Source organism: Agrobacterium leguminum, from assembly GCF_005144435.2.
In the GTDB taxonomy this organism is placed as follows: Bacteria; Pseudomonadota; Alphaproteobacteria; order Rhizobiales; family Rhizobiaceae; genus Agrobacterium; species Agrobacterium leguminum.
Window position 1 is genome coordinate 638,543 of the sequence record NZ_CP120211.1, and the last position, 12,217, is coordinate 650,759.

Below are 12,217 nucleotides of genomic sequence, written 5' to 3' on the forward strand. Positions count from 1 at the left end.
CCGTTTCAGGAGCCCTGCCTGCGCACGGTTTTCCACAGAACGATCAGCAGCAGAAACGAAATGCCGATCAGCACGGAGGCGATGGTGAGCATGGCGGATACGCCGCCGCGATCCAGCGCCAGGGTGAAGATGACCGGCGCCACGGCAATGGCGAGGTTCTGCGGCAGGGAAATGCGCGCGGCCTGAAGCCCATATTCTTCCGGCGAAAACACAGCCAGCGGCAACACGGCGCGGCTGACGGTGAGTACGCCGGCGCCAAAGCCGAAGAAAACGATGAAACCGATGAAGGCGGGCATGGCCGGAGCAAAAACGAGCAACAGCAGCAGGGAAAAGAGCAGCAGACAGAAGCCGATCATGGCGGTGAGGAAGGGATTCCCGCGCTTCCCGAGCAGGAAATCCAGCCCGCGCGCCGTAATCGCAAGGACGCTGCGTGCCGATGCCAGTTGCACCGCAAGCGATTGCGTTGCGCCGGCCTGAACCAGAAGCAGCGGCAGAAGCGGTGACAGGCCGAAGGTCGTAAACGCACTGATCGTCGTCATCGCGGCCAGTAGCACGAAGGCGCGCCGCGTATCGACCGGTGAGGGCGACATCGCCGTCTCTTCTTTCGGCTTTGCCTCTTTTCGGGCCGGCCGGCCGGGAAGCACGAAAAGATAGAGCGGCAGCAGGATGAAGATTTGCAGACAGGCATAGGCGACAAGCGTGCCGCGCCAGCCGAGATGCTGATCGGCAATGGTGGTGACCGGCAGAAAAACCGCCGCCGAAAGCCCGGTGAACAGCATCAGCAGCGTCAGCAGCCGGCCGCTTTCCGCGCCCACGCGTTCCACCACGGCCGCATGGGCCGCCGTCGTCAGGCCGCAGGTGGCGGCAAAACCCATCACGGCCCAGCCGAAGAGATAGCTCACCGCCCCGCCCGCAAAGGCGAGCACGGCAAAGCCGGCTGCGAAAAATACCGAACCGGCCGCCAGCACGGGCGCCGCGCCGTGGCGCATCAGCATTCTTCCAAGCAGCGGGCCGCACAGGGCGCTGATGGTCATCATGATCGTGAGGCCGGCGAAAACCACGCCATTGGTGATGGCCAGTTCCTGGCCGATCCGTGGCCCGAGGACGGCCAGCATATCGAAACCGCTACCCCAGCTCACGATCTGCCCGACCGCAAGCACGCCGATAAGGCGCGCGCGAGACGTCAGGGGGGCAGCGTCGGACATGGTGAGATCGCGGGGTGCGAGGTGCAGGAATGCTTTTGGTAGCAGGCCCGTCGCGACCCCGCAACAGCAATCGAGACGAAAGGAAACAACATGGTGGCGCAGAAGGGCAAGGACCTGCTGCTGAAGATCGACAATGCCGGTTCCTACGCAACCGTTGCGGGGTTGAGGACAAAGCGGCTGGCCTTCAATGCCCAGGCGGTCGATGTGACGGATGCCGAAAGCGCCGGGCGCTGGCGGGAGCTTCTTGCCGGCGCCGGCGTGCAGCGGGCATCGCTCACGGCCTCCGGCATCTTCAAGGATCAGGCGAGCGATGCGCTGGTGCGCGGCGCATTTTTTGCGGGCAGCATTCCCGGCTGGCAGATCGTCATTCCCGGTTTCGGCATCGTTACCGGGCCGTTCCAGATCGTGGCGCTCGAATATTCCGGCCGTCACGATGGCGAGGTGCAATTCGAGATCGCGCTGGAATCGGCCGGTCTTCTCACATTCGGAGCGCTGTGATGGCTGAGCGTTTGCGTTACGGGCGGGCGAACCGCCATCGCGGCGAGATCGAAGCGCTGATCGACGGCGAAAGGCGCGTTCTCTGCCTGACGCTCGGGGCCTTGGCCGAACTCGAAACCGCCTTTGCAGCCGACGACCTCACCGCGCTCGCCGAACGTTTTGCGAGCGGCCGCATGAAGGCGGTCGACATGATAAGGGTGATCGGCGCGGGCCTGCGCGGCGCGGGCAATGTCTTTTCCGATGAGGATGTGGCCGCCGCCACGATGGAAGGCGGCATTGCCGGCCATGCCGCCATCGTCGCCGATCTTCTGACCGCGACCTTCGGCGGCCTGAAAGGCGAGACGCCGCCGGACCCTTGAGCGCCGCAGCAGGCGAAGCGACGCCGCGCCCATTTCCCTGGGAGGCGGCGATCCATGCCGGCTTCTGCCTGCTGCGGCTCTCCTCCGAAACCTTCTGGCGGCTGACCCCAAAGGAATTCTTCGCGATGACGGGCGGCAACGCCGTTCTCCTCGGCCCCGACCGTCAGGCGATGGAGGCGATGATGCGGCGGTTTCCGGATGGGTGAGTTGATCCCCTAAAACGATCAAGCATTTCAAAAATTTACGTTTCCGATTTGAATCAGAAAGGCAAGCGCGATGGCGGGCGAAGGATCGATGGCGGAGAACCGGCAAGAGGCGGAGGCGCTGTCCGAGGCGATGGGCGATCTTGAGCGCCGGTCCGAGCGGTTCGGCGCGGCCCTGACCTCGGCCCTGCAGGCGGCGACGGCGGGCGGCAGGGGGCTGGACGATGTGTTGCGCGGGTTGGGGCAGCGGCTGTCCGGCATCGCACTCTCGGCCGGTCTGAAGCCACTTGAGGGCATGATCGGCAATGCCGTCAGCGGGCTTTTGAACGGCGGCGGTTCGCTATTCGCTTTTGCCGATGGCGGTGTGCCGGGACGCAGCATCACGCCCTTTGCCGATGGCGGCGTCGTTTCCAGCCCCGCCTTTTTTCCGATGGGCGGCGGGCTTGGCCTGATGGGCGAGGCGGGGGCGGAAGCGATCCTGCCGCTGAAGCGCGGTTCGGATGGCGCTCTCGGCGTTGCCGCGCCGTCCGGCGGCGGCGGGGCGCAGATCGTTTTTAACGTGACGGCGACGGATGCTGCGAGCTTTCGGAAAAGCGAAGGCCAGATCGCCGCCATGCTGGCACGCAGCGTCGGGCGCGGCCAGCGCGGATTGTGAAGCACGCGCGTCCTCCCACGTTTCAAGACCATCGAAAAGAATCCAGGAACAACGACATGGCGGCATTTCATGAAGTGCGGTTTCCGCTGCGGCTTGCGCTCGGGGTGAGCGGTGGGCCGGTGCGGCGGACGGACATCGTCAACCTGTCCAATGGCCGCGAAAGCCGCAATCAGCGCTGGAGGAACGCCAGACGCAGCTATGACGCCGGATCCGGTATCCGCTCCGTCGCCGATCTTTATGAGGTGCTTGCCTTTTTCGAGGCGCGGCGCGGTGAGCTTTACGGCTTTCGTTTTCGCGACCCGGTGGATTTCAAATCCTGCCCGCCGGGGGAGACGACTGCCGCGACCGATCAGAGGATCGGCACCGGCGACGGCGTGACAGCGGGTTTTCAGTTGCGGAAGACCTATGCCGATGCGGGCGGCTCCTTCGTGCGGCGGATAGAAAAACCGGTCGAAGGCTCGGTCATGGTTTCGGTCGAGGGGGTGAAGGTCGAAGCGGCTGATGTGGCGGTCGATCATGTAACCGGAATGATCGTGTTCCGTGCGGGGCGGGTGCCGCCCGCCGGCGCCGCGATCCGCGCCGGTTTCGAATTCGACGTGCCGGTCCGCTTCGGGATCGACCGTATCGACGTGAACCTGACCGCTTTCGAGGCAGGCCGCATTCCCTCCATTCCACTGATGGAAATCCTGCCATGAAAACCATTCCCACCGCCCTTGCCGGGCATCTCGGGCAAGATGCGACGACGACATGCCATTGCTGGAAGGTGACACTGAAGGACGGTGCGGTGATCGGTTTTACCGATCATGACGAGACGATATCACTCGGTGGTCTGTCCTACCTTGCCGCCAGCGGCTTTTCGGCCAGCGATAGTGACGGCGAAACGGGGCTGGGCGCAGGTGCCGGGGAGGTGGCCGGCGGTTTTTCGAACGAGGCGATTGCGGAAGACGATCTGTCCGCCGGGCGTTTCGATGGGGCGAGGGTGGAGCTTTTCCTCGTCAACTGGCAGGCACCGGACCAGCATGTGCTGCTGAACAGGCGCGAGATTGGCGAGGTGACGCGGGCCGGCGGGGCGTTTCGCGCCGAGCTGCGCAGCCTTGCGCATCGCCTCGGCCAGCCGCAGGGCAGGGTCTATGGGCGGCGCTGCGACGCCGCCCTTGGCGACAGGCGTTGCAGTGTCGATCTGGCGCGCTTTACCGGGCATGGCAGCGTCGCGGCGGTGGATGCTTCGGGCGACCTGATCGTCTCCGGTCTCGATGCCTTTGCCGATGGTTTCTTCAGCCGGGGGAAGCTGCGTTTTCTGACCGGCCCGCTCGCCGGCAAGGGGTTTGATCTCGACGGGCAGGAGCGGCGTGACGGCGGGATGCTTCTGTCCTTCTGGCTGCCGCCGGAACAGACGCCTTCGCCGGGAGATACGTTTTCCGTCACCGCCGGCTGCGACAAGAGTTTTTCCACCTGCCGGGCAAAATTCGCCAATCATCTGAATTTCCGGGGCTTTCCGCATCTGCCAGGGGCGGATTTCGCCTATTCCTATGCGGCGGGCGGCGAGAGCCATGACGGCGGGGCGCTGTTTTCATGAGCGATACCGGCGAAAGAGTGCTGGCGCTCGCCGAAAGCTGGATCGGCACGCCCTATCGGCATCAGGCCTCTTTGAAGAGTGTCGGCTGCGATTGCCTCGGCCTCATTCGTGGCATCTGGCGGGACCTTTACGGCCACGAACCGGAATTGCCGCCGCCCTATGCGGCCGATTGGGCCGAACGCGGCGGCGAGGACCGGCTGATGGCGGCGGCAAAACGCCATTTTCCGGCGGTGGCGGGCCTGGAAGAGGCTAGGTCGGGAGACCTGCTGCTATTCCGCTGGCGGGCCGATGCGGCGGCCAAGCATCTCGGCATTCTGGCCGGTCCGCAGCATTTCATCCATGCCTATGAACAGGCGGCGGTGCTGCGTTCGGCGCTGGTGCCGGGCTGGCGGCGGCGCATCGCCGGCGTCTTCCGTTTTCCCGATCCCTGATTTTTCGAGGCAAGCATGGCGACAATCGTTTTTCAGGCGGCGGGCGCGGCACTCGGCGGCATTTTCGGTCCTTTGGGCGCAGTAATCGGCCGGGCGGCCGGGGCGCTGGCGGGCAATGTCATTGACCGCACGCTGCTTTCGAACGGGCGGACGGTAACGGGCGCGCGGCTCTCGACGGCGCGCATTCCCGGCGCGGATGAGGGAGCGGCGATCAACCGGCTTTATGGCGCAGCGCGGATCGGCGGCACGCTGATCTGGGCGACACGTTTCGAAGAAAGCGTGGAGGTGGAGCGGCGCGGCGGCAAGGGCAATCGCGGCCCGAAGGTGGAGACCTTTCGGTATTTCGCCAGCTTTGCCATCGGCCTGTGCGAAGGCGAGGCGGCAAGGGTGCGGCGCGTCTGGGCCGATGGGCGGGAACTGGACCTGAGTGCCATGGAGATGCGCTTTTATCCCGGCAGCGAGACGCAATTGCCCGATCCTTTGATCGAGGCGAAGCAGGGGGCGGGCAATGCGCCGGCCTTTCGCGGATTGGCCTATGTGGTGTTCGAACGCCTGCCGCTCGACGGCTTCGGCAACCGCATTCCGCTCATGCAGTTCGAAGTGGTGCGACCGGTCGGCCGGCTGGAAAAATCCATCCGCGCCATCACCGTCATTCCGGGGGCAACGGAGCACGGTTACGCCCCCGCGCAGGTTTGCGAACGCACGGGGATCGGTCAAAGCCGCATCATGAACCGCAACGGCCTGACCGCTTCGACCGACTGGGGTGCCGCGATCGACGAGTTGCTGGATCTGTGCCCCAATCTTGAGAGCGTGGCGCTTGTGGTGAGCTGGTTCGGCACGGATATGCGGGCGGGGGAATGCCGCATTCTGCCGGGCGTGGAAGTGGCCGGCCGGGTTGGGGAAACCATGCCATGGTCCGTCGCCGGCCTTTCGCGCGATGAGGCGCATCCTGTCAGCCATCATGGCGGCAGCCCGGCCTATGGCGGCACGCCGAACGACGAAAGCGTGTTGCAGGCGATAGCCGATCTCAGGGCGCGCGGCCTTCGGGTGTGCCTTTACCCCTTCGTGATGATGGATGTTCCCATCGGCAATGGGCTGCCGGACCCCTATGGCAAAAGCGAGCAGGACGCCTATGCCTGGCGCGGGCGCATCACCTGCTTTCCCGCACCCGGCAGGGCCGGCTCTGCGGATCGCAGCGCGGGCGCAAGGGCGCAGGTTTCCGCCTTCTGCAACCGCGATGAAGGCTATCGCCGTATGGTGCTGCACTATGCGGCGCTGGCGGCCCGGGCGGCCCAGGCAGGGGGAGTGGATGCCTTTCTGATCGGCTCGGAGCTGCGCGGGCTGACCTCCCTCAGGGACCAGAACGACGCCTTTCCCTTTGTCGGGGAATTGCTGCGGCTGGCGGGTGATGTGCGGGCGATATTGGGGCCGGCGGTGAAGCTGACCTATGCGGCGGACTGGAGCGAATATTTCGGCCACCAGCCGGCGGACGGCTCGGGCGACGTGTTCTTCCATCTCGATCCGCTCTGGGCGAGCCCGAATATCGACGCCATCGGCATCGACAACTACATGCCGCTTTCCGACTGGCGTGACGGGGATGCCGCAAACGGCAATCCGGACGGCATGACCGGCCCGGACGATGTGAGCGCCTTCCGCCTCGCGATGACGGCGGGGGAGGGTTTCGACTGGTATTATGCCAGCGATGCGGACCGCGCCGCGCGCACGCGCACGCCGATTACCGACGGGCTGAAGGGCAAGCCGTGGGTGTTCCGTTACAAGGACTTGCGCAACTGGTGGGGAAACCTCCATTACGACCGGGTGCGAGGAACCGAGAAAACAACGCCGACGGCATGGGCGCCGCGCTCGAAGCCCATCTGGTTCACCGAACTCGGCTGCCCGGCGGTGGACAAGAGCGCGACCCGCCCCAATGTCTTTCCCGATCCGAAATCGGCGGAAAACGCTTTTCCCTATTTTTCCCGCCGCAACCGCGCCGACAGCCAGCAGCGGCGGTTTCTGGAGGCGCATCTCGACCATTGGGGAAAGGGCGATGCGGCGATGGTCGATGCAAGCCGGGTCTATCTGTGGACCTGGGATGCACGGCCCTTTCCGGCCTTTCCGCAGAATAGCGCGGCCTGGAGCGATGGGGCGAACTGGCGCACCGGCCACTGGCTGAACGGGAGGCTGGGCACGGCAACGCTCGCCGATGCCATCGCCGCCATCCTCACCGACCACGGCTTTTCAGACTTCGATGTTTCCGCCGTCAGCGGCGATCTGGGAGGTTATGTGCAGGGAGACGTGACCTCTGCCCGCAACCTCTTGGAGCCGCTGATGGCGGCGTTTCAGGTGGATGTGACGGAAGATGGCGGAACCCTGCGCTTCCGCTCCCGCAATACGGCGGTCTTGCCGGTGCGGGATATAGCCGTGCTGGCCGATCTGGAGGACGAGCCGCTCTGGTCGGAAAATCGCGGCCATGACAGCGATTTCGCCGCCGAAGCCGTGCTGACGTCTTTCAACCCGGCGCTGGATTACGAGCAGGGAAGTGTACGGTCCCGCCGCATCGACAATGCCGGCAGCCGGGTGATGCGGCTCGATCTCAACGCCGCCCTGCCTGCGGAAACGGCGGAAGCCGCCGTCGAGGCGTTGTTGCGCGACAACCGGCAGGCGCGGCGCAGCCTGCGCTTTGCTCTGCCGCCTTGCGATATCGCGCTTGAACCGGGTGATTGTATCCGCCTGGCGGAAGGGGCCTTTCCGCAGGCGCCGGCAGGGCGGTTTCTGGTCAGCCGGATCGAGGACGGCGCGGTGCGGCAGGTGGAGGCGCGGGCCTTTTCCGCTGCCTTTCCGGTCTTTGCCGGCGGCGCGGAGGAACGGCGCAGCAGCGGCGCAAGCGGAGCGGAAGGTTTCGCGCCCGAGCTGCTGTTTCTCGATCTGCCCTACCATGACGGCACCGCGCCGGAGGATTCGGCGCGGATTGCGGCGCTTGCAAAGCCCTGGCGGCCAATCGTCATTTCCGCGTCGCCGGGCAGGGAAGGTTACCGGCAGCGCGTGCTGCTGGACCGGCCGGCGATGATCGGCGCTCTGGCAATGCCGCTGACATCAGGCCCTTCCGGCCGCTTCGACCGGAAAAACATCGTTGTCGTCGATCTGCCCTTCGGCGAGGTCTCGTCGGCCGGGGAGCTTTCGGTGCTGAACGGTGAGAACCGTCTTGCCATCAAGGCGGCGAACGGCGTGTGGGAAATCGTCGCCTTTGCAAAGGCCGAGGAAATCGCACCCGCACGCTGGCGGCTCTCCGCTCTCCTGCGGGGGCTCGCCGGCACGGAAGACGCGCTCGCCGCAGGCGCGCCGAAAGGTGCGCCGGTGGTGGTTCTGGATGCGGCGGTGCAGCCGCTCGGTCTTGCCGCGAGCGAGCGCGGGCGACGCCTGAACTGGATCGCGGAAGCCGCCGGAATGGCGGGCGTGCCGAGTGGTCCTTTTGCCTTCGAGGGCGGCGTGCGGGCGCTGACACCTCTCGCGCCGGTGCATCTTGCCGCCGAGCGGCGCGGCGACGGCGTTTTCGTCAGGTGGAAACGCCGGGGCCGGGTGGAGGCCGATGGCTGGGATGCGAGCGACATCCCGCTGGACGAGCCCTTCGAGCTTTATCGCATCGAGGTGCTGGACGGCGAGACCGTGCGGCGCATGGCGGAGGTTTCGCAACCCTTCTGGTTTTACCCCGCCGCGGACGAACTCACAGATTTCCCGGCTTTGCGGGATCACATTTCCGTGCGTGTCCGAATGCTCGGCCGCGCGGTGCCCTCGGGCGTGGTGGCGCAGGCCACCCTCCCGATCTGACATGTGCCTGAAAAACAACGCAAAGGATGAGACTATGGACAGTACCAAAGCATGGTATCAATCGCGCACGATCTGGGGCGCCCTGGTCGCGGTTTTCGCACCGCTTTTCAGCATCGCCGGCCTCGATCTGCCCGCCGGTCTGCAAGGAGAACTTGCGGACGGGCTGGTGACGGTTGCGGGCGGAATCGGTGGTCTGGTCGCACTTTACGGCCGTCTTTCGGCGACCAGTGCCATTCGCTGACAGCGCCCGCGACGACGCCGTTCCCGTCTTGCGCCCATGCGGCGGGGGCGGCATTCATTTGCCATTCAGACGCTTTGCGCTACATATTCGGTCAGAATACGGTTCGAGACGCACCCGGTTTTTTGGAAGTTTGTAGAATGGCATCACCTCTCATCATCGCGACGCTTGCAGCCGGGCTTTCCGGTTTCACGGCGCCCGAGGCTGATCTGCAGGGCCATTACATTCTGGCGGCGAGCGATTGCGGCGCAGCCGTCGCCCGCGTCGTGCGCGAAACCGGCGGTCAGCTGCTTTCGGTCTATCCTTCCGGCGACGGTCAATCCTGTGTCGTCACCGTTCTCGTCCAGGGCAATGGCGAACGCCCGCGCAAGGTGACGATGCGCGTGCCGATGTAGCTTGCCCGCATCGCCGAAATATCGGAAAACAATCCGACACATTTAGCATGACCGGCGACGCGCCTGCGGGCCGGGATACAGGAAAGGGCGGACAATGCGTATTCTCGTTGTTGAGGACGATGCCAATCTCAATCGTCAGCTGACCGATGCGCTGAAAGAAGCCGGTTATGTTGTCGATCAGGCATTCGACGGCGAGGAAGGCCATTATCTCGGCGATACCGAGCCCTATGACGCCATCGTTCTCGATATCGGCCTGCCGCAGCTCGACGGCATCACCGTCGTTGAAAAATGGCGTGCGGCCGGCAAGGCCATGCCGGTGCTCATCCTCACCGCCCGCGACCGCTGGAGCGACAAGGTTGCCGGCATCGACGCCGGTGCAGATGACTATGTGACGAAGCCTTTCCATGTGGAAGAAGTGCTTGCCCGCGTGCGCGCGCTCATCCGCCGCGCCGCCGGCCATGCTTCTTCCGAACTGGTGTGCGGACCGGTCCGGCTCGACACCAAATCTTCCAAGGCCACCGTCAACGGCACGACGCTGAAGCTCACCTCGCACGAATTCCGGCTGCTGTCCTATCTCATGCACCACATGGGCGAGGTCGTCTCGCGCACGGAGCTGGTCGAGCACATGTACGATCAGGATTTCGACCGCGATTCCAACACCATCGAGGTGTTTGTCGGCCGTCTGCGCAAGAAGCTCGGTGTTGATCTGATCGAGACGATCCGCGGTCTCGGTTACCGGATGCAAGCGCCGGCAGATGCGAAGTAATTCCCTCACCGCCCGCGTTCTGCTGCTCGCCTCGCTCTGGTCGGTGCTGGCGCTGGTGGTGATCGCCGTCGTGATCTCGACGCTTTACCGGCAGGGGGTGGAGCGTAGCTTCACCGATCTTCTGAGGGCACAGCTTTATAACGTCATCAATTCCGTGACGATTTCCAACGAGAACACGCTGGCCGGCAGCCCGCAGCTCGGCGATCTGCGCTTTTCGCAGCCCGATACCGGCTGGTACTGGGTTGTCGAGCCGCTCGGCAATTTCCAGACCGCGCCGCTGGTGTCATCGTCGCTCGGCGTCTCCACTTTGCCGGTGCCGAGCATTCTCGATGCGCCCTTCGACAACCGCTATGAGCGCTTTTATGCCGTCACCGACGAGGCCGGCAATCAGGTGCGCGTGGCGGAAACCGAAGTCGTGCTGGATGGCGAGGGGCGCGCGGCGCGTTTCCGTGTCTCCGGCAATCTGAACGTCGTGGAAGACGATGTGCGCGATTTCTCCAACAGCCTTTATCTGGCGCTCGCCGTTTTCGGTGTCGGCAGTCTGGTCGTCAACGGTCTTGCCATTCTCTACAGTCTGCGACCGCTCGATCAGGCTCGCGTGGCGCTCGGCAAGATCAGGGGCGGGGAGGCGGAAAGCCTCGAAGGCGAGTTCCCGCGTGAAATCCAGCCGCTTGCCAATGAGGTCAATGCGCTGATCGACAGCAATCGCCGGCTGGTGGAGCGCGCCCGCATGCAGGTCGGCAATCTCGCGCATTCGCTGAAGACGCCGATCGCCGTTCTTCTGAACGAGGCCCGCACGCTGGAGCCGCAGCATGGCGATCTGGTGCGCGCGCAGGCGGACGCCATGCAGGCGCAGGTGCAATCCTATCTCTCCCGCGCCCGCATCGCCGCCCAGCGCGGCTCGATCCTTGCCCGCGTGGAAGCGGAACCGGCGCTGGAACGGCTGGTGCGCGTGATGCGCCGCCTGAACCCCGACAAGCAGTTCGTGCTGAATTTCGAGCAACCCGGCGCGGTACTCGGCATGGAGCAGCAGGATCTGGAAGAGGTCGTCGGCAATCTTCTGGAAAATGCCGCGCGTTTTGCGCAGACGCGCGTGGTCATCACGCTTGCGACCGGCACGCACCCATCCTCCGATGCGGAAATTGCCCGTCGCTCCTGGGTGGAGCTGACGGTGGAGGATGATGGGCCGGGGCTTGAGCCGGAACAGATCAGCGAAGCGATGAAGCGCGGGCGGCGGCTGGACGAGAGCCGGCCGGGCACGGGCCTCGGATTGTCGATCGTTTCCGAGGTGGTGTCAGAGTACCATGGCCGGTTTTCGCTGTCGCGCAGCGCCATTGGCGGGCTGAAAGCCGATCTGATTTTGCCGGGCCTTTCGAAAGAGCTTGCGTGAGGCAAGAAAAAAGGCAAGAAATTCAATGGCACTATATTGGGTGCAATGCGGTAGGAAAGAGGACAGGGTTTGGTTGACGTGTATGATGGCTGCCGCTCCGTGACAATGCGTTCGCTGGTGTCACGCCCGGCACTTCTCTCGATCCTGTGCGTATCGATGCTGAGCGCCTGCACCACCACGGGCACCCGCCCGGCGGGCGGCGGCCTGTTCGGCCGCTCTGCGCAGCCCTCGACGCCGTTCCTTGCCAATCTGGAAGGCGGCATTGTCGGGCGAAGCGGCGTGCAGCTCGACAGGGGTGACCAGACCAAGGCGCTGGAAGCCGAATACAAGGCGCTGGAAACGGCCCCCGTCGGCACGCCTGTGTCCTGGACCGGCGATGACGCCAAGGGACAGGTGGTCGCCAATGCGCCCTATCAGGTCGGCAACCAGAATTGCCGGCAATATTCGCACACCCTGACGGTCGACGGACGCGAAACCAGGGCGCGCGGCGCAGCCTGCCGCAATGCCGATGGAAGCTGGTCGCCGCTGACTTAAAATAGTTTGACGTAAATCAAGGTCACGGGCCTTTTGCGATGACAAGAAGAGGCATGGCGGTGCAGCCGGGAGATGGCCTGCGGTGCGGCGTGATGTCTCAAATTCACGTCATCCCCGCGCTTCATGTTTCCATGTGCCGCGC

General features: G+C 64.7%; 14 protein-coding genes. 13 read left to right on the forward strand and 1 reads right to left on the reverse strand.

From position 1 onward, the window contains the following. Window positions 1-5: 5 nt before the first annotated feature. Window positions 6-1,205 carry an MFS transporter gene (locus CFBP4996_RS03160; RefSeq protein WP_162935905.1) on the reverse strand — a complete coding sequence of 400 codons (1,200 nt, stop codon included), beginning with the start codon at window positions 1,203-1,205 and terminating at the stop codon, window positions 6-8. Between the two features lie 90 nt (window positions 1,206-1,295). Here CFBP4996_RS03160 and CFBP4996_RS03165 point away from each other — a divergent pair, with 90 nt between their 5' ends. The 13 genes from CFBP4996_RS03165 (at window position 1,296) to CFBP4996_RS03225 (ending at window position 12,075) form a co-directional block, all read left to right on the forward strand. Next, window positions 1,296-1,703, forward strand: a complete 408-nt coding sequence (locus CFBP4996_RS03165; protein WP_003521219.1) for a phage major tail protein, TP901-1 family — start codon at window positions 1,296-1,298, stop codon at window positions 1,701-1,703. Next, window positions 1,703-2,062, forward strand: a complete 360-nt coding sequence (locus tag CFBP4996_RS03170; protein ID WP_080852450.1) for a gene transfer agent family protein — start codon at window positions 1,703-1,705, stop codon at window positions 2,060-2,062. Before CFBP4996_RS03165 ends, CFBP4996_RS03170 begins: the two co-directional genes overlap by 1 nt. Continuing rightward, complete coding sequence (locus CFBP4996_RS03175; RefSeq protein ID WP_080852449.1) at window positions 2,059-2,268, forward strand: rcc01693 family protein; 210 nt, start codon at window positions 2,059-2,061, stop codon at window positions 2,266-2,268. Before CFBP4996_RS03170 ends, CFBP4996_RS03175 begins: the two co-directional genes overlap by 4 nt. 70 nt (window positions 2,269-2,338) lie before the next feature. Next, on the forward strand, window positions 2,339-2,920 hold the full coding sequence (locus CFBP4996_RS03180) for a phage tail tape measure protein (protein ID WP_080852448.1): 582 nt from the start codon (window positions 2,339-2,341) through the stop codon (window positions 2,918-2,920). Window positions 2,921-2,976: 56 nt separating this feature from the next. Beyond that, complete coding sequence (locus CFBP4996_RS03185) at window positions 2,977-3,615, forward strand: TIGR02217 family protein (protein ID WP_080852447.1); 639 nt, start codon at window positions 2,977-2,979, stop codon at window positions 3,613-3,615. Further along, complete coding sequence (locus tag CFBP4996_RS03190) at window positions 3,612-4,496, forward strand: phage/gene transfer agent baseplate hub protein (protein ID WP_080852446.1); 885 nt, start codon at window positions 3,612-3,614, stop codon at window positions 4,494-4,496. The genes CFBP4996_RS03185 and CFBP4996_RS03190 overlap by 4 nt, the downstream gene beginning before the upstream one ends. After that, window positions 4,493-4,927 carry a C40 family peptidase gene (locus CFBP4996_RS03195; RefSeq protein WP_080852445.1) on the forward strand — a complete coding sequence of 145 codons (435 nt, stop codon included), beginning with the start codon at window positions 4,493-4,495 and terminating at the stop codon, window positions 4,925-4,927. The genes CFBP4996_RS03190 and CFBP4996_RS03195 overlap by 4 nt, the downstream gene beginning before the upstream one ends. A 15-nt stretch (window positions 4,928-4,942) precedes the next feature. Then, on the forward strand, window positions 4,943-8,752 hold the full coding sequence (locus CFBP4996_RS03200; protein WP_080852444.1) for a baseplate multidomain protein megatron: 3,810 nt from the start codon (window positions 4,943-4,945) through the stop codon (window positions 8,750-8,752). A 34-nt stretch (window positions 8,753-8,786) separates the two neighbouring features. Then, window positions 8,787-8,993: a hypothetical protein gene (locus tag CFBP4996_RS03205; RefSeq protein ID WP_035262738.1), complete on the forward strand. Its 207-nt coding sequence runs from the start codon at window positions 8,787-8,789 to the stop codon at window positions 8,991-8,993. 137 nt (window positions 8,994-9,130) lie between these two features. Then, complete coding sequence (locus tag CFBP4996_RS03210; RefSeq protein WP_003497070.1) at window positions 9,131-9,385, forward strand: hypothetical protein; 255 nt, start codon at window positions 9,131-9,133, stop codon at window positions 9,383-9,385. A gap of 94 nt (window positions 9,386-9,479) precedes the next feature. Next, a complete protein-coding gene (locus CFBP4996_RS03215; protein ID WP_003509815.1) occupies window positions 9,480-10,151 on the forward strand; it encodes a response regulator transcription factor in 672 nt (223 codons plus the stop codon). Further along, window positions 10,141-11,541, forward strand: coding sequence for an ATP-binding protein (locus CFBP4996_RS03220; RefSeq protein ID WP_003521230.1), 1,401 nt, complete (start codon window positions 10,141-10,143; stop codon window positions 11,539-11,541). Before CFBP4996_RS03215 ends, CFBP4996_RS03220 begins: the two co-directional genes overlap by 11 nt. A gap of 105 nt (window positions 11,542-11,646) precedes the next feature. After that, window positions 11,647-12,075: an RT0821/Lpp0805 family surface protein gene (locus tag CFBP4996_RS03225; protein WP_031233367.1), complete on the forward strand. Its 429-nt coding sequence runs from the start codon at window positions 11,647-11,649 to the stop codon at window positions 12,073-12,075. Window positions 12,076-12,217 lie beyond the last annotated feature (142 nt).